The sequence below is a fragment of the Nocardia sp. NBC_01327 genome, assembly GCF_035958815.1.
Lineage (GTDB): Bacteria > Actinomycetota > Actinomycetes > Mycobacteriales > Mycobacteriaceae > Nocardia.
The window spans coordinates 9036023-9055969 of the sequence record NZ_CP108383.1; the positions used below are offsets into that span (position 1 = coordinate 9036023).

The following is a 19947-nucleotide window of genomic DNA, read 5'->3' on the forward strand; positions in this document are numbered from 1 at the left end:
GGCAAGATGAGCCGGGTGCAGATCGGGATGCTTGGACCGCTGGTCATTCGGGCGGATGACGGCGAGTTGATAGAGGTACCGGGCGCCCGGCTGCGTGCGCTGTTGATCGCACTCGGCCTCGAACCCGGGCGCGCCGTCTCGAAGGCGAAGCTGGTCGACTGGATCTGGGGTGAGCAGCCTCCCGCCGATGCGGCGAATGCGCTGCAGGCATTGGTCTCCCGGCTGCGGCGGGTACTGCCGGACGGGTCGATCGAGGTGCAGGCGGGCGGGTACCGGCTGACCGTGGAACCCCACGCGGTCGATGCCGTGCGCTTCGAAGAGCTGCTCGACCAGGCCCGCGGCAGCGCGGACCCGCGACGCGCCCAGCTGCTGCGCGAAGCCCTCGCACTGTGGCGCGGCACCGTGATGCAGGACGTCGGCCTACAGGACAGCGAAGCCTTCGACGCCGTCGTCACCCGGCTCGAGGGTCTGCACCTGGCCGCGCTGGAGGATCGCTACGAGGTGGAGATCCGCCTCGGCCGGGGTGCGGAGCTGGTCGCGGAGCTGACCGAATCGGTGTCCCGGTATCCGGTGCGGGAACGGCTCGCCGCCGCGCTGATGCGCGCGCTCGGCGCCGCGGGTCGTGGCACCGAGGCGCTGCTGGTGTACCAGCGGGCGCGCGAGGCCCTCGCCGACGAGCTGGGCGTGGACCCCTCGCCGGAACTGTCCGGACTGCACGTCGCGCTGCTGCGCGGCGAATTGGACGCGCCGGAGCAGGTGCCGGTGCCCGAGGAAGTCCGCAGGACGAATCTGCGGGCCGAGCTGACCACCTATGTCGGCAAGTCCGCCGATGTCGCCGCGGTGGCCGAACTTGTTGCGGAGCACCGGCTGACCACGGTGAGCGGACCCGGCGGCTCCGGAAAGACCAGGCTGGCCGTGGAAACCGCCCAGACCCTGCTCGGCGAGCTGCCGGACGGGGCCTGGCTGGTGGAGCTCGCGCCCATCGGCGCGAGCGGCGATGTGGCCCAGGCGACGCTGGCCGCGCTCGGACTCCGGGAGGCGCTGCTCGGCGGCGCACCGGACGCGGAACCGATGGACCGGCTCATCGCCGCGTTCCGCGAGCGCGAAGCGCTGGTGATTCTGGACAACTGTGAGCATGTGATCGAAGCCGCCGCGACCTTCGCCCACCGGTTGCTCGGAGAGTGCCGGAAGCTGCGGATCCTCGCGACGAGCAGGGAGCCGCTGGGCATTACGGGTGAGGCGCTGTGGCAGGTCGAGCCGCTGGCGCTACCGGCCCCGGACGCGGCACCCGCCGATATCGAATCCTCCCCGGCTGTTCAGCTCCTGCAGGACCGCGCCGGCGCGGTGAGCCGGTCGCTGACGCTCGACGCACACACGCTGTCGAATATGGCGCGCATCTGCCGCGCCCTCGACGGGATACCGCTGGCAATCGAACTCGCCGCGGCCCGATTGCGCACCATGTCCCTCGATCAGCTCGCCAATCGCCTCGACGATCGGTTCCGCCTGCTGACCGGCGGCAGTCGTACCGCGATACCGCAGCACCGGACGCTGCGCGCGGTGGTCGACTGGAGCTGGGAGCTACTCACCGACGCCGAACGCACTGTGCTGCGCCGACTTTCGGTCTTCTCCGGCGGCGCGAGCCTGGACGCCGCCGAGCAGGTCTGCGCACGGGATACCGTCGAACAGTGGGAAGTACTCGAACTGCTGACCACCCTGACCGAGAAATCGCTGCTGCGCACCGTGGCGAACCACGCCGGCCCCGCGGCGGGCGACAGCCCACCGCGCTACCGGATGCTCGAGACGATCAAGGAGTACGCGCGCGAACGGCTCACGGAGGCAGGGGAATCGGAGTCCGCCCGCCGGGCGCATCTCGCCTGCTTCACCGAACTCGCCGCCACCGCCGATCCGCATCTGCGCCGCGCCGAGCAGCTGGAGTGGCTCGCCATCCTCGAGGCCGAGCACGACAATATCGCCGCCGCCGTGCGCGCCGCGCTCGCGGCCGGTGATGCGACCGGGGCAATGCGGCTCGCGGCGGCCGCAGGCTGGTACTGGTGGCTGGGCGGGCACAAGGCCGAGGGCATGGAGCTCGTCATCGCGGCCGCCGAGGCGCCCGGTGAGGTGGACGACGACACCCGGGCCATGGTGTACACACTGGTCGTGCATTTCGTGTCCGCCGGGCGGAATGACGAGTTCCAGGTGGAGGATTGGATACACAAGGCGCACCGGTACAGCCGGAACACCCAGGTGCGCAATCCACTGCTCGGGTTCGTCGGCGCGCTGGAGCGCATGCTGCAGGGGCCGGACGCGTTCCTGACCGCCTTCGAACCGCTGCTCGCCGACGAGGACCCGTGGGTACGCGCACTGGCCCGGCTGCAGATGGGCAAGATGCGGATCGTGCTCGGCGTGGACATGCAGCATGTGGACGCGTATCTGGAGCAGGCGCTCGCGGAATTCCGGGCGATCGGCGAGCGCTGGGGTATGTCGTTCGCGCTGACCGAGGTGGCGAATCGCATCGCCATGCGCGGCGAATTCCGCAGTGCGATCGAGTATTTCGACCAGGCCATCGCGGTGGTCACCGAGGCCGGCGCCATCGAGGACGTGGTACAGCTGCGGGCGCGGCAGGCGCAGCTGTACTGGCTGCTGGGTGATGCGGAGTCGAGCGCGGCCGCCATGGCCGAGGCGCAGCGGTGCGCGCAGCGGTGCGCCTGGCCGAACGCACTGGCCGAACTGGCCCTGGCACAGGCGGAGCTGGCCCGCTGGAGCGGCGACACCGACCAGGTCTACCGCCAAATCGACGTCGCGACAGTCACCTTGGATACCGAGTCGACCAATATCCGGGCGGTGACCCACGATCTGCTCGGATATGTCGCCGAAAGCCTCGAGGATGCCCGCGAGCACCGCGTCACGGCCTTCCGGGCGGCGTCCGAGGCGGGGTACGCACCCCTGATCGCACAGGTGCTCATCGGAATCGCCGACCAGGCGCTGCGCGGGGACCAGTACGAGCAGGCCGTGCGGTTGCTCGCGGCGAGTGCGACCGTACGCGGACTGCCGGATCGGTCGCATCCGGATGCGGCCCGCATCGAACAGGCCACGCGCGAAAGCCTCGGCGAACCGAAGTTCGCCGAGGCGATGCGGGAGGGTGCGCAGACCAGCTGGCATGAGCTGATCGAAACTACGCTCGCCTGCTGAAAGTGGCACGGGACCACAGGTATCCGACCAGGGCGATACCGGCGCACCAGGCCAGCGCGGCGGCCGTGTAGCCGCCCGACGGGTTGCCGGTGAGCAGGCCGCGCAGCGATTCGATGATCGGCGTGAAGGGCTGGTACTCGGCGAATTGCCGGATGCCCTGGCCCATCTGGTGCGCCGGGACGACCGCACTGCTGACGAAGGGCAGCATGATCAGCGGCACGGTCGTCATGCCCGCCGATTCCGGGGTCTTCGCGGCCATGCCCAGTGCGACGGTGAGCCAGGCGGTGGCGAAGGCCGTCGCCGCGATGACGCCGATCGCGCCGAGCCACTCCAGCGGGCTTGCCGCCGAACGGAATCCCAGTGCGAAGCCCACGCCGATGACGGCCGCGGTGGAGATCGCGATGGTCAGCATGGTGGCCACCACGTGGCCGGTCAGTACCGCGCCACGGGAGACGTCCATGACCTTGAACCGGTTGATGATGCCCTTGGTCATATCGGAATTCACCGATACGGCGGTGGCGGACAAGCCGTAGCTGATGGCCAGCAGGATCATGCCCGGCAGCGCGTAGTTGATGTACTTCTCGCCGACATTGAAGGCATTGCCGAAGACGTAGACGAAGATCAGCAGCATCATGATCGGCATCAGGGCCGCGTTGAAGATCGTGACGGGCGTCCGGGCGGTGTGTTTGAAGTTGCGCCGCAACATGATCGACGCGTCTGCCAGTGGTGCGGAAAGGGTGCTCATGATGCGTCGGCCTCCGTGGTCGCGTGTCCGGTCAGGGCAAAGAAAACGTCGTCGAGATCAGGGGTGTGGATGGAGACGTCCTCGGTCTCGATCGAGTGGTCGGCGAGCCGATTCAGCAATTCGCGCAGCGATGTGGTGCTGCCGTCGCCGGGAATACGCAGGGCCAGCGCCTCGTCGTCGCGGGTGGAACCGGGCAGAATCCGTTCCGCCGCATCCAGTTCCGCGACAGCGGTGAAGGTGACCTGGATATGGCTGCCCGGTATCTGGCGCTTGAGGTCGGCGGGAGTGCCCTCGGCGACAATGCGCCCCTGATCGAGCACCGCGACCCGGTCGGCCAGCTGATCGGCCTCCTCGAGGTACTGGGTGGTGAGGAAGACGGTCACGCCGTCGGCCGTCAGATCCCGCACGATGTCCCACATCGTGCGCCGGCTGCGCGGATCCAGTCCGGTGGTCGGCTCGTCCAGGAAGATGATTTCCGGCCTGGTCACCAGCGTCATCGCCAGATCCAGCTTCCGGCGCATGCCGCCGGAGTAGGTCGACGCGTGCTTGCGCGCCGATTCCACCAGATCGAATCGCTCCAGCAGGCCGGTGACCACCCGCTTGCTCTCACTGCCCCGCAGGCGATGCAGATCCGCCATCAGGCGCAGGTTCTCCTCGCCGGTCAGCAGATCGTCCACCGCCGCGAACTGCCCCGTGACGCCGATCGCCTTGCGGACCGCCTTGGGTGCGGTGGTGATGTCGTGCCCGGCCACACTCGCCGTGCCGCCGTCGGCGGTCAGCAGCGTGGTCAGCACATTGACCGCCGTCGTCTTGCCCGCGCCGTTCGGACCGAGCAGCGAAAAGATGGTGCCTGCGCCGATATTCAGATCAATGCCATCGAGGACTGTTTTGTCCCCGTACGTCTTTCGCAGCCCGGAAGCCGCGATCGCTGAAGTTGTCATGGGAATACCTTCGCCAGCTCGCCTGATACCGACCTGACGCAGACCTGACACGCTCCCTGATACGGGCGGGAGCACCGGCGGCGCGGTGCCGACCACCGATCCGAGCCCTCCGGAAAATGATTGTTAATGATCAGTTTTCATATAGACAGAGCATAAACGCTCAATTACTCTCGGATAAACCAATTCCAGAGGACTGCTCATGCATGAACTTCCCGCACCTGATCTCCTCGGCACGATCGTCGGGTACATCCTCATGTCCCCGCTGTCGCTCCTGCAGAATTTGAGCCAGCTCATCGCGAACCTGTACTGAGGGGAGGGCAGCGATCATGAGGAATCGACTGTTCCACGCACTCGCCGCGACCGCGCTGTTCGCGGCGGGAGCCACACTGAGCCTGACGCCCGCCTCCGCCGTGCCCATCCCGGGCGGGCAGATCACCACGATCTTCCTCCCCGGCGCGGACGGGGTGCCGATGAATGCCGTGATCACGGCGCCGCCGGACCTCGCCGCTCACAAGAACGCGCTGGTATTGCAGCCGTCCGGCTGGGGCGTGCCCTCGATGGGCAGCCTCGGGTCGGCCTACAAGCTTTCCGCCGCAGACGGTTTCGTCTCCATCGAATACACCGCGCGCGGCATGTATCTCTCCGGTGGTGATGTGGACCTGTTCGGCGAGAAGGATGCCGAGGACGCCTCGGCGATCATCGACTGGGCCATCGCCAACCTCAATGTGGACCCGGAGCGCATTGCCGTGGCGGGCGGATCCTACGGTGCGGGGCTGAGCGTGCTTGCGGCAGCGCATGATTCGCGCATCAAGGCGATTGTCGCCGACTCCCCGCCCGGCGATCTGGCCGATGCGCTCGCACCGAACGGCACCCCGAAGACCGGCGGCCCGGTCGCCCTCGCCCTGGCCGGCGTCGCGACCAACCGATTCAGTCCCGAGCTCGTGCAGCGCGGCCTCGACGCGATCGTGCGCGGGAACGGCGTCGCCTTCGATTCACTGGCTTCCCGGCACGTGCTGGCCGATGCCATCCCGAAGCTCAATGCCCATGGCACGGCGGTCTTCCTGGCGCACGACTGGCAGGACAGCCTGCTGCCCGTCGGACCCACATACTCCATGTTCGATGAGCTGACCGGGCCGAAGATGTTGTATCTGGCGCCCGGTGACCATTCGACCGCCGGTGGTGCGGGCCAGATCGTCGGACTGCCCAATGCGTTCTGGGACGCGGGACTGCGGTGGCTGGACCACTACGTGAACGGCGCCGACAATGGCATCGATCGGGAGCCCGCGGTGAATATCCAGGCCGCCGACACCGTCAGCCTGCTGCCCGATCCGAATGCGCTCGTGCACTTCGACTCGGTCGCCGACGCACAGGCCACGCTGCGCGACTTCCCGCTCTCGGCCCCGGCGGCCGGTGTCATGGGCGGCGACCCGAACGAATCCTGGAGTCAGCCACTGACTTCCGGTCCGACCACCGCCATTGCCGCGGTCCCGTACGTCACCGGTTCACTGGCCCAGCTCGGCCTGGCTCCGGCCATCCCGATCGGCAGCGTGGATCGCACTGTCGCGGGTGTCTGGCGCACCGCGCCGTTCGCGAACGGCGGTGTGGTTTCCGGCAGGGTGCACCTGAATCTGACTGTCGCACCGTCGAGTTCGGACCTCACCATGATCGGCATCCTCTACGACGAGGGACCCGACGGTAATGGCAAGAACATCAGTTACTGGCCCATCACCCGGCACGGTCTCGTACCCGGAGCGCCCACCTCGATCGAATGGGACCTCGCGCCGACCTATTGGAATCTCGCACCGGGACACCGATTGACGCTGACCGTCACCACCCAGGACCCGATCCCGTTCGAGAGCGCCACCCCGATGGGCAGCCAGGTCGTCTTCTCCGCGCCGTCCGTGGCGGAACTGCCGGTGCGCGCCTCGTGAGCCGGCTGCCGCGGGCGATCGCGGCCGTACTGGGGGCGGCCGCGCTTGTCGCCGGAGCGCTCTCGCTGCCCGCACCGGCCGGGCGAGCCGACAGCGCGCCCGCCCTGCCGGTGACGGTTCCGAGTCTGCACGAATTCGCCCCGGGCTCAGGACGTTTCGATCTCGCGGACGGCGCGCACATCGCGGCTTCGGGGGCGGCCGCGCCGATCGCCGAGCGTTTGGCCGAGGATCTGACCCGCGCCGGTCGCGCCGTGACAGCCGGGAGCGGCGCCGCGGGTCCGGGCGAGGTGGTCCTGCGCATCGATGATTCCGGTCCGCCGCAGCCGGAGTCGTATCGCATCGATGTCGGCGATACCGTGACCGTCACCGCCCGCACGACCGAGGGCGCCATTCACGCCACACAGACACTGCTGCAATGGTTTTCACAGAGCACCGCACTTCCCGCCGGAACCGTGACGGACTGGCCCGATGACAGCGAGCGCGGGCTGCTGCTCGATCTGGGTCGGAAATTCCTCAGCGTCGGCTGGATCGAGCAGCGTATCCGCGAGCTGGCGTACTACCGAATGAACCTGATACAGCTGCATCTTTCGGATCGTTACGGTTTCCGGCTGGAGAGCACCTCGCATCCGGAGATCACCGCGCCGGAGCATTACAGCCGGGCGGATATCGCCGAAATCATTTCCTATGCAGCTGATTACGGCATCGAAGTAGTGCCCGAGATCGGATTCCCCGGGCATATGAACGGTATTCTGGCATCGCATCCGGACCTGATTCTGCACCCGGTCACCACGAGTCCGGTCGATGCCGCCACCGACAGCCTGCTGGCGGGAACCGCGGACGGCCGCATCGATCTGTCGAATCCGGCGGCCCGCCCGCTCATCGAAGACCTGCTGCGCGAGTTCGTCCCCCTGTTCCCCGGCCGGTATTTCCACCTCGGCGGCGATGAATATGTCAGCGATTACAGCCGCTTTCCGCAGCTCACCGAGTACGCGCACACGGTGCTCGGCCCGCAGTTCGATGGTCAGGATCTGGTCTCGGACACCGTCGACTGGGCCGCGGGCATCGTCCGGTCCTACGGCAGAACGCCGCGCCTGTGGAATGACGGCATTCCCGCCGGTGCCCATATTCCGGTCGACCGGTCGATCATCATCGACTATTGGACGGGTGGAGACGGACTGATTCCATGGACGGGCACCCGGAACAGTCCCGAATCCCTTGTGGACCAAGGCTTCACGCTCAGTAATTCCAGCTTCACCCCCACCTACTGGGCCACCGGCGGAACCGCCGCCGCGCTGAACGCACCGCCGGAACTGCTCTATGCCTGGGACCCCGGACTTTTTGTCAACGGCACCCGGCTGCGGGCCGACCAGCGTGATCGATTGCTCGGTGCGAAGCTGTCCGTCTGGGCCGACGATCCGAATGCCTTGACCGAACAGCAGATGGTCGATCCGGTCCGGGCGAGAGTGCCGATCATGGCTCAGCAGCTGTGGGCGGGCACCGGGGGCATTCCCTATCCGCAATTCACCGAGCGGGTGCGCTCCGTGGGCACACCACAACACCATTCATGATAGGAGAGGGCAATGGTTCGACTCTCGGGCACGGCCCTCGCGGCAGCAGTCGCGACAGCCGTCCTCACCGGTATGGCCGCCACACCCGGTACCGCGACCGCCGGACCCGCCGATCCGTCCGGAACCTGCCGCCCGACCGCCGGCCATCCGTACCCGGTCGTACTGCTGCACGGAACCATGGATGATTCGAGCGCCTGGAATGTGCTGGCGCCCAACCTGACCGCGGCCGGATACTGCGTCTTCGCGCCCAGCTACGGGCAGGACAGCTCACCGCTGCCCTACGGCGGCATCGCACCCATCGCCCGCGCGGCCACCGAGGTCGCGACCTATATCGACGGGGTGCTGGCACAGACCGGTGCCACCCGCGTCGATATCGTCGGGCACTCCCAGGGCGGCACCATCGCCGAGTACTACGCCAAGAATCTGGGGCAGGCGCGGCATGTGCACACCGAACTCCTGCTGGCCCCCGGTACACACGGCACCACACTGTCGGGCCTGGTCGATCTCGCGGATCGGGCGCCGGCGGTGCGCAGCGCCGTGGATACCGCGGTACTGCCCGCGTTCTGCGCGGCCTGCGCCGATCTGGAGGTGGGCTCGACCTTCATGAACGCACTCGATGACGGCCCGATCGCCCAGCCGGGCGTGCGCTACGCGGTCCTCGCCACCCGCGACGACACCACGGTCACTCCGGCGGGCCCGGCCTCGTTCATCGACGAGCCCGGCGTGAGCAATCAGTTCGTGCAAGATCTGCGACCCGGCAGCGTGGCACATCAGCATCTGCCCCTCGACCCCACCGTCGATCAGTGGATCCTCGACCAACTCGGATCCGGGCGGTAGCCACCGCACCGACACGGGATCGCCTCGCAGGTCCGGCGAATGTTGTTGCCAATCGGAGATATTCGCGTAGCACTATGGCGGCCGTGCCTCTGCTCCCCCCGAAACATCTGCTGCTGCAAGCCTGCCGCGGCCTGCCCCCCGAAGACCATCCGGTACTGCGCTGCGCCGGACTGCTGGCGGACCTGCACGAGCGACGACTGACCGCGGCGGCGCCCGGGCGCATCGATCAGGAACGGGCGCGCATGGTGCTCGATATCGACCGCTGGGTGGCGACCGAACTCCCCAAGGCCGCCCGTGACGCCCAGCTGCATACCGAAACCGTCGGCACCGTGGTGGATCGCCTGGCGCAATTCTCGGCCCTGGCCTACGTGACCCTGGCAAGCGCGCCGGACGATGCGATCAATGATGCGGCGCTGCGGCTCACCGAACTCTCCATCGCCTACGAACATCTGGCGACCGAACTAGCCGCGGGCCGCCGGCGCCTGCCCAATCTCACGGGCAATCGCGAATACGAGTACTGAATGCGGCGGAGCTGCCGCCGAGGTACGTCGGCGGCGCCCGGCGAGGGGTCGGGACGCCGCCGACAGCACAGGTGGATCATGCGCAACCCACCGTTGAAAGCCCCGGCCCGGCACACGGAGAGCAGAACCCACATGGGAGATGCGGAGGCAGTGTCCACTCCCCGTCACCTGACAACAACCAGGCCCGAGCTATCAACACAACGAATCCTGCACCCCCAACCTCGGAGGACCCTGTCGATCCACCTGTGAATCCGCTGTGGGCTGTGTTTTATTTGCCTCCGCTTCGCTTCGGCGGGTGCTGTGTCTAATTTGCCTCCGCTTCGCTCCGGCGGGTCGTGGCCCTGTTACCCGGTTCTTCCCTCCCTGCGCTCGCCGCTGCGCGGCATTGCTCCGGTCAGTCCAGAACCGGGCGGGCCACGACCTTGGAATTCATATCGTTCAGGGCGGTTTCCAAGGCATGCGCGAACTGCGCCGTGCGGGCGGGAGGTTACTGATCGGCGGGAAGTGTTGGGGTGGTGGACATTTCCGGGAGCAGGGCGCGCAGGGTGGTGATGGTGTCGGCCTGATGGGGTTCCTTGTCCGGGCGGTAGCGGACGACGCGGGCGAAGCGCAGGGCGATGCCGCCGGGGTAGCGGGGGCTGACCTGGACGCCGTCGATGGCGATCTCGACGACCAGTTCCGGGCGCAGGTAGAGGGTGTTGCCGTCCTGGCGGCGCTCGTGCCGGGGGAATTCGGCGGTCTGCCAGTGCAGGAGCGCGTCGGTGAGGCCCTTGAAGGTCTTGCCGACCATGACGGGCTCACCGCCGTCCGGATCCAGGGCTCCCAGATGCAGATTCGACAGGTATCCGGTGCGGCGGCCGTAGCCCCATTCCGCGCCCAGGACGATGAGGTCCAGGGTGTGCGTGGGTTTGATCTTCTGCCAGGCGCGGCCGCGCCGGCCGGCCGCATAGGGCGCGTCCAGGGATTTGATCATGATGCCCTCATGGCCGGCGGCCAGGGCGCCGTCGAAGTATTCGGCAGCGGCCTCGGCATCGGGGGCGATGAGAGCCGGAATGCTCAGTCCGCAGGCTACTTTCGTGAGCGCGACGCGGCGCTCACGCAGCGGGGCGTCGAGCAGGTCCACACCGTCCAGATGCAGGCAGTCGAAGAAGTACGGGTGCAGAAGCAGCTCCTGCGCGGTGGCCGCCCCGAATCGGCTCATGGTCTCCTGGAAGGGGCGGGGACGGCCGGAGTCGTTGAGCGCCAGCGTCTCTCCGTCCAGCACCACGCTGGTGCAGTCGAGTTCCTTTACCAGGCTGACCAATTCGGGAACACTGCCGGTGATATCGCGCAGCGTGCGGGTGAACACCCACACCCGATCACCGTCCCGGTGCACCTGGATGCGCGCGCCGTCCATCTTGTGCTCGACGCTCACCTCCCCGTCGAACTCGCTCAGCGCCTCATCGAGCGTGGCCCCGGGCGAGGCGAGCATGGGCTGAATCGGCCGCCCGACCTCCAGCCGGAAGGCGGCCAGCGCCTCCGCGCCGCCGGTGCGGGCCGCCAGCGCCGTCACGGGCAACCGCCCGGACAGCATGTGCGCCCGGCGCACCAGCTCGATCGGTACCTCGAAGGCCATGGCGACCGCCTCCGCCACAATGGCGGTGAGCGCACCCTGCCGCATCTCCCCGGTCAGCAGGCGGATCAGGAATTCCTGCTCCGGGGCGGTGGCGACGGTGAACATCTGTGCCAGCAGCTGCTTGCGCCGGGCGGTCGACCCGCTGCCCGCGACCTCCGACAATTCGGTGAAGACCTGATCCACCTGCGGCACCGTCAGCGTCTGCAGCCCGGCGGGATCGGTGTCCATCGCGGTCAGCGTCCGCCAGCCGGTACCAATTCGCCCCTGCGGTAATTCCCCCGAAACCCAGGCCACGACCTGGGCCAATTCCCACGGATCGGCCTCGCCGAGCAACCCGGCCAGAGTGCTGATCTTGGTCTTGCGCGAAGACGTCGCGCGCACGGCCTGTGACGCCTGAACCACCTGCGACAAGAACACCTGAACGACGGTAGCGCCCGGGTATGACAGATCCGGGACCTGCACGCCGCGCCCGCCGTGACGCAGCACTCAGCAGAGTTGCTAATTCCGGGTTGGCAGGCCTGCGAAACCGCCCATAAACTGGGCACATGGCCAAGACTTTCGTCGGCGCGCGCCTGCGGCAATTGCGCACCGAACGCGGGCTGAGCCAGGTCTCCCTCGCCAAGAAGCTGGAGATTTCGGCCAGCTACCTCAACCAGATCGAACACGACGTTCGCCCGCTCACCGTACCGGTCCTGCTGCGTATCAGCGAGGTCTTCGGCGTGGACGCCGGATTCTTCTCCTCCCAGGACGACACCCGCCTCATTGCCGAACTGCAAGAGGTGGTGATGGACCAGGAGCTCAGCATCGAGGCCGATGCCCAGGAAATCGCCGAAATGGTCTCCGCGCACCCGGCTTTGGCGCGCGCCATGGTGAATATGCACCGCCGCTATCGCAATACGACCGCGCAGCTGGCCGCCGCCACCGAGGACCGCTTCGCCGACGGCAGCGGGTCCGGCGCCATCTCCAAACCGCACGAGGAAGTGCGCGACTACTTCTATCAGCGGCAGAACTACATTCACGAATTGGATACCGCGGCCGAGGAACTCGCGAACCGCATGCGTTTCCACGGCGGCGACCTGAAACGGGAGATCGCGCGCCGCCTCACCACCGCGCACGGCGTGCAGATCGTGGAACGCATCGATCTGCACGACGGCGTATTGCACAGATACGATCCCGAGCAGCGCCGCCTGGAAATCGCGCCGCATCTCTCCGGTGGGCAGCGGGTATTCAAACTCGCCGCGGAACTCGCCTATCTGGAGTGCGGGGATCTCATCGAAAAGCTGGTCGAGGAGGGCAACTTCTCCAGCCCCGAATCACGGGTGCTGGCGAAACTCGGCCTGGCGAACTATTTCGCGGCGGCGACGGTGCTGCCGTACACGCATTTCCACGAGATGGCCGAGGACTTCCGCTACGACATCGAACGCCTGTCGGCCTTCTTCACCCAGAGCTACGAGACCATCTGCCACCGCCTCTCCACCCTGCAGCGCCCCCGGCTGCGCGGCGTCCCGTTCTCGTTCGTCCGGGTGGACCGGGCGGGCAATATGTCGAAACGCCAGTCCGCCACCGGATTTCACTTCTCCTCCAGCGGCGGCACCTGCCCGCTGTGGAATGTCTACGAGACCTTCGCCTACCCCGCGAAGATCATGACCCAGATCGCCCAGATGCCCGACGGCCGGAAGTATCTGTGGGTGGCCAGAACCGTGGAACGCCGCGCCACCCGCTACGGCGAACCGAGCAAGGTATTCGCCATCGGCCTCGGCTGCGAACTCCGTCACGCCGGCCGCGTCGTTTATGCCGACGGCCTGGATCTCAACGAACCCAAGGCAACTCCCATCGGCGCGGGCTGCCGAGTCTGCGAACGCTCCAACTGCCCCCAGCGCGCATTCCCCCCACTCGGCAAATCCCTCGATATCAGCGAACACCGAAGCTCCATCTCCCCCTATGTAATCCAGTAACACCGGCACCGCACCATGGCGTACCACCCACTCCGAGGTAGGAGATCTCACAATCCGCACCGGGCCGGTGTCAGCTCACGCTGACCCGGCCCGGCGCCGTTTACGCCGCTCACCTGCACCGATATCGGCGCTGCCGATCACGAACCCTGTTGCGGTGAGCGGAAATTCACTCCACGGAAACATCAGCAATCGGACCGTCACCGAGAGTCATTCCGGCGCAACACTTCCCGTTTACCGTTCGCAACACGAATACAGCCGTTGTATACGCGGCGGTATTCGCAAGCGGCGCACGTGGCGTCGCTGTGCTGGTAACCGGCTGATGCCGAACCCCGTGAAGTGAGAAGGGTCCGCCCCATGCAAGATTCCCTCCGCCGACAGCGAACTGCGCGCCTGGTCAGAGCAATCACCATCCCGACCGCCCTGGTGCTGTCCGTAGCGCTGATCTCCGGCTGCGGTTCGCGCGACGACAACACCGCGTCGGGCTCCAACGCCAAGTCCTGCGTCGACACCTCGAAGGACACCATCAAGATCGGTTCGCTGCACTCGCTGACCGGCACCATGGCCATCAGCGAGGTCACCGTCGCGAATGCGACCAAGCTGGCGGTGGACCAGATCAACGCGTCCGGCGGCGTCATGGGCAAGAAGCTCGAGGTGGTGCTCGAGGACGGTGCGTCCGACCCGAAGACCTTCGCCGAGAAGGCCGAGAAGCTGATCAGCTCCGACTGCGTCGCAGCGGTTTTCGGCGGCTGGACCTCCTCCAGCCGCAAGGCCATGAAGCCCAAGTTCGAATCGCTGAACTCGCTGCTCTACTACCCCGTCCAGTACGAGGGCCTGGAGGACAGCAAGAACATCTTCTACACCGGCGCGACCACCAACCAGCAGATCGTGCCGGCGCTGGACTACCTGAAGCAGAAGGGCATCACCTCCCTCTACCTGGTCGGCTCGGACTACGTGTTTCCGCAGACCGCCAACCGGGAGATCAAGGCGTACGCCAAGGCCAACGGTATCGAGATCAAGGGCGAGGACTACGCGCCGCTCGGCTCGACCGACTTCTCCACCATCGTCAACAAGGTTCGCAACTCGCATGCCGGTGCGGTGTTCAACACCCTGAACGGCGACTCCAATGTGGCGTTCTTCCGCGAGTACTCCAACGCGGGCCTGAAAGCCGCTGAGATGCCGGTGGTTTCGGTCTCCATCGCCGAGGAGGAGGTCGCGGGCATCGGTGCGCAGAACATCACCGGCCAGCTGACCGCTTGGAACTACTACCAGACCGTCGACACCCCGGCCAACAAGGCGTTCGTCGCCGCGTACAAGGCCGCCTACGGCGCCAACAAGCCCACCTCCGACCCGATGGAAGCCGCCTACACCTCGGTCTACCTGTGGAAGAACACCGTCGAGAAGGCGAAGTCGTTCGCAGTGGCCGACATTCAGGCCGCGGCCAATGGCGTCACCTTCGACGCCCCGGAGGGCACCGTCACCATCGACGGCGACAACCACCACATCACCAAGACCGCCCGCATCGGTGAAATCCACCCGGACGGCCTGATTTACACCGTGTGGGATTCCGGCAAGCCGATCCAGCCGGACCCGTACCTGACCACCTACGACTGGGCCAAGGGCCTCAAGTAGAGCCATCGGTGTAGCCGCCGATTGAGGGGCGGCCGGTGCGGAATCACTCCGCACCGGCCGTACACGGCAGCTACCCACATCACAACGACGAAGTCCACCCGCACCTCCGAAGTCCACCCGCAACGCCGAGCCGCCATCCCCGACCCGCCGCGACAGCCGCACGCACGCAAGACAATCCGCCCCTCCCGAACTGCCGGACGGAGGAGCACAGAGCACAGCGAGCCGCCCGTCCGCGACCATCGCGGCACCGGAGCGCCGCAGACGCGATCCGCTCCCGCCCGCACGACGCGCCGCCACCGCCCCGCAGCGCGAGAGAATCACAGAGGTAATCACATGGAAGTCGCTGTCGGACAGCTCTTCACGGGCTTGAGCCTCGGCTCTATCCTGCTGCTCGCCGCGCTGGGCCTGTCGCTGACCTTCGGTCAGATGGGCGTGATCAATATGGCGCACGGCGAATTCATCATGGCCGGTTGTTACACCACATTCGTTGTGCAGCAGGTCATTCACTCGACCGGCGTCGCACTCATCGTGTCGCTGTTCGTCGGCTTCCTGGTCGGCGGGCTACTGGGCGCGGCCCTGGAAATGGGTCTCATCCGCTGGATGTACGACCGTCCGCTGGACACCCTGCTGGTCACCTTCGGCGTGGGCCTGGTGCTCCAGCAGGCCGCCCGCAATATCTTCGGCGCACCCGCCAAGAATGTGGTGGCCCCCGACTGGCTGACCGGCGGCATCACCATTGCCGGCACCGTGGTTCCCAAGACCCGCATCTTCATCATGGTGCTGGCCCTGGTCGCGGTCATCGCGCTGGCCACCGCGCTCAAGACCACTCCGCTGGGCCGGCGCATCCGGGCCGTGGTGCAGAACCGCAGCCTCGCCGAAACCTCCGGCGTCTCTTCCCGTTTCACCGATATCAGCACCTTCTTCATCGGCTCCGGCCTGGCCGCGGTCGCCGGGGTGGCGCTCACCCTGATCGGTTCCACCAGCCCGACCATCGGACAGTCGTATCTGGTCGACGCCTTCCTGGTGGTGGTCATCGGCGGCCTGGGACAGATCAAGGGCACCGTCATCGCGGCCTTCGGCATGGGCCTGCTGAATTCGTTCGTCGAATACTCCACCACCGCGTCGGTCGCCAAGGTGATCGTCTTCATCGTGATCGTGATCTTCCTGCAGGCCCGCCCGCAGGGCCTGTTCACCGTTCGCACGAGGAGTCTGGCATGACTCTCATCCAGCGCACTTTCAAAGACGCTTCGTCGTTCAAGGTCGTGGGCGGTTTCGTCCTGGCGGCCATCGTGCTCTTCGGCATCGCACCGGCGATGCTCAGCGATTTCCGCCTGAGCCTGCTGGCGAAATTCCTCTGCTTCGCCATTGTCGCCGTCGGCATCGGCCTGTCCTGGGGTCGCGGCGGCATGCTCACCCTGGGCCAGGGCGTGTTCTTCGGCATCGGCGCGTACATCATGGCCATGCATATGCAGATGGCCGACGCCAGCAAGGCGCACGAGGATGTGCCGGAGTTCATGTCCATCGCCGGCATCTCCGAATTGCCCTCGTACTGGCGGCCTTTCGCCTCCGCACCGGTTGCGATCCTGGGCATTCTGGTGGTGCCCGCACTGGTCGCGGCGGTGCTCGGCTTCGGAGTGTTCAAGCGCCGCGTCAAGGGCGCGTACTTCGCCATTCTGAGCCAGGCGCTCGCGGCGGCGCTGGCCATTCTGCTCACGGGTCAGCAGACCATCGGCGGCTTCACCGGTCTGAGCGACTTCAAGACGTTCTTCGGCTTCCGCCTGGACGATCCGGTGAACCGGCGCATGCTGTTCTTCATCGCGGCGGGCGCCCTGCTCGTGGTGGTCGCCATCGCGCGCCAGCTCATGAACAGCCGCTACGGCGAACTGCTCGTGGCCGTGCGCGATCAGGAGGAGCGCGTGCGCTTCCTCGGCTACGACCCGGCCAATATCAAGATCGTCGCGTACGTGGTGGCCGCGTTCTTCGCGGGTATCGCGGGCGCGCTGTTCACCCCGATCGTCGGCATCATCTCCCCCGCCGATATCGGTGTGGTGCCCTCCATCGCCTTCCTGGTCGGCGTCGCCATCGGCGGCCGCACCACCCTGCTCGGCCCGGTGCTGGGCGCGATCGGCGTGGCGTGGGCGCAGACCACGCTCTCGGAGAATTTCCCCTCGGCCTGGACCTACTTCCAGGGCGCGCTGTTCATCGTGGTGATCGGCTTCCTGCCCGCCGGCCTGGCCGGATTGCTCCCGCTGGCAAGACAATTGGCGGAGCGGGTGCGCCCGGCGCAGAGCTCCGGCCCGGCCGCGGCAATCACCGCCCCGGTCGTATCGGTCGACGCACCGGCCGAGGAGACCGCCGAGCCCGCTACCGAGCCGGAAGCCCCTGCGGACGAAGAGAAGGTGAAGGCATGACGACCGCTGCCGTGCAGGAACCCAAATTCGGCGGCAATGCCGGAATGGACAGCGAATACCTCGAAATCCGCGGCCTCTCTGTGAGTTTCGACGGTTTCAAGGCCGTCACCGATGTGGATCTCACTGTGCTGCAGGGTGATCTGCGCTTTCTCATCGGACCGAACGGCGCGGGCAAGACCACGCTGATCGACGCCATCACCGGTTTGGCCGCCGCCACCGGTTCGGCGCGCAAGTCCGGCAGTGAGCTGATCGGCAAGAAGGTGCATCAGATCGCCCGGCTGGGCGTCGGCCGCACCTTCCAGACGGCCAGCGTTTTCGAACAGCTCACCGTGCTGCAGAATCTCGATATCGCCGCCGGCGCCGGACGTTCCGCGCTGACGCTGCTGCGCAAGCGCAAGTCGGTGCTCCCCGCCATCGAGGAGGCGCTGGAGACCACCGGCCTGACGGCCCTGCGCGACAAGCCCGCCGGGGTGCTCGCGCACGGCCAGAAGCAGTGGCTGGAGATCGGCATGCTGCTGGTGCAGAACGCCTCGGTGCTGCTGCTCGACGAACCGGTCGCCGGTATGAGCGCCGAGGAGCGCGAGGAGACCGGAAACCTGCTGCGCCGCATCGGCGGTGAACGGATCGTGGTGGTCGTCGAACACGATATGGACTTCATGCGCGCCTTCGCCACCTCGGTCACCGTGCTCGCGGGCGGCCGGGTGCTCAGCGAGGGCACCGTCGAACAGGTCCAGGCCGATCCCAAGGTGCAGGAGGTCTACCTCGGCACCGCGGCGGCCGGTGACCTGCCGCCCGCCGCCGACTCGGCCGGTCCCGCCGAGAGCGCATCCACCGACGCAGAGGAGGCCGCGAATGCTTGAGATCATCGACCTACAGACCGGATACGGTCGCAGCCAGGTGATTCACGGTGTCTCGCTGACGGTTCCGAGTGACGGCGTGGTGGCCGTCATGGGCCACAACGGCGTCGGGAAGACCTCCCTGCTGCGCGCCGCGGTGGGCCTGCTGCCCGCCAAATCGGGGCGTATCCGCTTCAATGACGAGGACATCACGAAGATGGCCCCGTCGCGGCGGGTCAAGCGCGGCATCGCCTATGTGCCGCAGGGGCAGCAGTCCTTCCCGCAGCTGACCGCGCTGGAGAACCTCCAGGTGGTGGCGGACGGGCGCAAGCGCGGTAAGGAGCTCATCGCCGAATCGCTGGAGCTGTTCCCGGCCCTGAAGGAATTGCTCACGCGCAAGGCCGGATTGCTCTCCGGTGGTCAGCGGCAGCAGCTGGCCATCGCACGCGCGCTGATCACCGAACCCAAACTGCTGATTCTCGACGAGCCGACCGAGGGCATCCAGCCGTCGGTGGTCGCCGAAATCGAGCGCACCATCATCGATCTCACCAATCGCGGTGGTCTGAGCGTGCTGCTGGTGGAACAGCACATCGGCTTCGCCCTGCAGGCCGCTCAGCAGTACTACGTGCTGCAATCGGGCCGCATCACCTCCTCCGGGGCGGGCGGAGCGGGCGCGGAATCCAACGTCCGTCTGGCCATGGCGATCTGATCGGCCGTCCCGATATGGCGCGCAGGGGGCGCATTCCGTTGTCCGAACGGGTCTATCTGGCTCTGCAGCGGGATCTCGCGGCGGGGGTGCTGGTGCCGACCGAACGGCTCGGCGAGGAACGCCTCGCCGAGACCTACGGGGTCTCCCGCACTCCGGTCCGTGAGGCCCTGGCCCGGCTCTTCGCCGACGGACTGCTCGAACGGCACCCCGACGGCTTCTACCCCTACCGGCCGCGAGTGGATGAACTCGGCGACCTGTACGAACTGCGAATAGTGCTGGAGGCCAGGGGAATCCAGCGACTGCAAACCACGCCCGCCGGGCTCGGCGGACTGGATCCGATCCCGGTGGAGGCCTATCCCCAGGATTCCGCCTACGGCTACGCGGGCGGATCACAGGCACACGAGGCGGCCTCGGAATACCCCGCCTACGGCGCCATGCGGCGCACTCCCGCGCCGGGCCCGGGCTTCGCTGCGGCGCACCTGCTGCAGGACGCGGCCGCGGTGCTGCGCGAACTGGAAACGTGGCGATATCTGCGCGACAACGCACCGGAACCCGACGCCGACCTCATCGCCGCCGACGAGCGCTTCCACATCACCCTGCTCGCGGCAGCGGGCAATTCCGCACTGGCCGACGCCCTCTCGACAGTGCACGCCCGCGTCCGCCCCGTCCGCGCCATCGATATGCCCACCCCCGAACGCGTCGCCGCCATGGCCGAAGACCACATAGCCATTGCCGAATACCTCCTCATGGGCGACCTCGACGCCGCCCTCCGCACCCTGCTCGCCCACCTGACCAGCTCCCGAGCCCACGTCCTCACCCGCGCCCGCCGAGCCCTGGAAATGACGAAACTCGCCCAGGCCGTGCGGGAGTGACTCCCTTTCCCCCACACTTCGGGTGACCGCCGCCCGCCCTCTCGGCTGCTGGTGACCGCCTCGGCGCGTTCGGCCAGATCCACCTGTGCGGTGTGAATCCCGGCCGAACGTATGCCGGATTGCCGAAGGTGCAGACCTGTGCGCCGAGTGAGTGGGCCGGGCGCAGGGGCGAATGGCTGGTGCGGCGG

General features: G+C 67.1%; 15 protein-coding genes. 12 read left to right on the forward strand and 3 right to left on the reverse strand.

Annotation, left to right across the window (positions count from 1 at the left end; genetic code table 11):
• The first annotated feature begins 27 nt into the window (after nucleotides 1-27).
• Nucleotides 28-3189: a BTAD domain-containing putative transcriptional regulator gene (locus OG326_RS41430; RefSeq protein WP_327142525.1), complete on the forward strand. Its 3162-nt coding sequence runs from the start codon at nucleotides 28-30 to the stop codon at nucleotides 3187-3189.
• Here OG326_RS41430 and OG326_RS41435 read toward each other — a convergent pair.
• Nucleotides 3173-3934: an ABC transporter permease gene (locus OG326_RS41435; protein WP_327142526.1), complete on the reverse strand. Its 762-nt coding sequence runs from the start codon at nucleotides 3932-3934 to the stop codon at nucleotides 3173-3175. The two genes, OG326_RS41430 and OG326_RS41435, sit on opposite strands and share 17 nt — an antisense overlap.
• Nucleotides 3931-4875: an ATP-binding cassette domain-containing protein gene (locus tag OG326_RS41440; RefSeq protein ID WP_327142527.1), complete on the reverse strand. Its 945-nt coding sequence runs from the start codon at nucleotides 4873-4875 to the stop codon at nucleotides 3931-3933. The genes OG326_RS41435 and OG326_RS41440 overlap by 4 nt, the downstream gene beginning before the upstream one ends.
• Nucleotides 4876-5201: 326 nt before the next feature.
• Here OG326_RS41440 and OG326_RS41445 point away from each other — a divergent pair, with 326 nt between their 5' ends.
• From OG326_RS41445 to OG326_RS41460, 4 genes are all read left to right on the forward strand, one after another.
• Nucleotides 5202-6806: a CocE/NonD family hydrolase gene (locus OG326_RS41445; protein WP_327142528.1), complete on the forward strand. Its 1605-nt coding sequence runs from the start codon at nucleotides 5202-5204 to the stop codon at nucleotides 6804-6806.
• Nucleotides 6803-8374: a beta-N-acetylhexosaminidase gene (locus OG326_RS41450; RefSeq protein WP_327142529.1), complete on the forward strand. Its 1572-nt coding sequence runs from the start codon at nucleotides 6803-6805 to the stop codon at nucleotides 8372-8374. The genes OG326_RS41445 and OG326_RS41450 overlap by 4 nt, the downstream gene beginning before the upstream one ends.
• Nucleotides 8375-8386: 12 nt before the next feature.
• Nucleotides 8387-9211 (forward strand): lipase family alpha/beta hydrolase, encoded by an 825-nt coding sequence (locus OG326_RS41455; protein ID WP_327142530.1) that lies wholly within the window; start codon nucleotides 8387-8389, stop codon nucleotides 9209-9211.
• Between the two features lie 83 nt (nucleotides 9212-9294).
• A complete protein-coding gene (locus tag OG326_RS41460; RefSeq protein WP_442790892.1) occupies nucleotides 9295-9732 on the forward strand; it encodes a DUF4254 domain-containing protein in 438 nt (145 codons plus the stop codon).
• Between the two features lie 487 nt (nucleotides 9733-10219).
• On the opposite strand, the gene OG326_RS41465 is transcribed toward OG326_RS41460, so the two are convergent.
• Nucleotides 10220-11764: an ATP-dependent DNA ligase gene (locus OG326_RS41465; RefSeq protein WP_327142532.1), complete on the reverse strand. Its 1545-nt coding sequence runs from the start codon at nucleotides 11762-11764 to the stop codon at nucleotides 10220-10222.
• A gap of 128 nt (nucleotides 11765-11892) precedes the next feature.
• Here OG326_RS41465 and ramB point away from each other — a divergent pair, with 128 nt between their 5' ends.
• The 7 genes from ramB (at nucleotide 11893) to OG326_RS41500 (ending at nucleotide 19759) form a co-directional block, all read left to right on the forward strand.
• A complete protein-coding gene (gene ramB, locus OG326_RS41470; protein ID WP_327142533.1) occupies nucleotides 11893-13302 on the forward strand; it encodes an acetate metabolism transcriptional regulator RamB in 1410 nt (469 codons plus the stop codon).
• A gap of 354 nt (nucleotides 13303-13656) precedes the next feature.
• Complete coding sequence (gene urtA, locus OG326_RS41475) at nucleotides 13657-14931, forward strand: urea ABC transporter substrate-binding protein (RefSeq protein ID WP_327142534.1); 1275 nt, start codon at nucleotides 13657-13659, stop codon at nucleotides 14929-14931.
• Between the two features lie 333 nt (nucleotides 14932-15264).
• Nucleotides 15265-16149: an urea ABC transporter permease subunit UrtB gene (gene urtB, locus OG326_RS41480; protein WP_327142535.1), complete on the forward strand. Its 885-nt coding sequence runs from the start codon at nucleotides 15265-15267 to the stop codon at nucleotides 16147-16149.
• Nucleotides 16146-17342: an urea ABC transporter permease subunit UrtC gene (gene urtC / locus OG326_RS41485; protein ID WP_327142536.1), complete on the forward strand. Its 1197-nt coding sequence runs from the start codon at nucleotides 16146-16148 to the stop codon at nucleotides 17340-17342. The genes urtB and urtC overlap by 4 nt, the downstream gene beginning before the upstream one ends.
• On the forward strand, nucleotides 17339-18202 hold the full coding sequence (urtD, locus tag OG326_RS41490; protein WP_327142537.1) for an urea ABC transporter ATP-binding protein UrtD: 864 nt from the start codon (nucleotides 17339-17341) through the stop codon (nucleotides 18200-18202). Before urtC ends, urtD begins: the two co-directional genes overlap by 4 nt.
• Complete coding sequence (gene urtE / locus OG326_RS41495; protein WP_327142538.1) at nucleotides 18195-18887, forward strand: urea ABC transporter ATP-binding subunit UrtE; 693 nt, start codon at nucleotides 18195-18197, stop codon at nucleotides 18885-18887. Before urtD ends, urtE begins: the two co-directional genes overlap by 8 nt.
• A gap of 14 nt (nucleotides 18888-18901) precedes the next feature.
• A complete protein-coding gene (locus tag OG326_RS41500; protein ID WP_327142539.1) occupies nucleotides 18902-19759 on the forward strand; it encodes a GntR family transcriptional regulator in 858 nt (285 codons plus the stop codon).
• The last annotated feature ends 188 nt before the right edge of the window (nucleotides 19760-19947 follow it).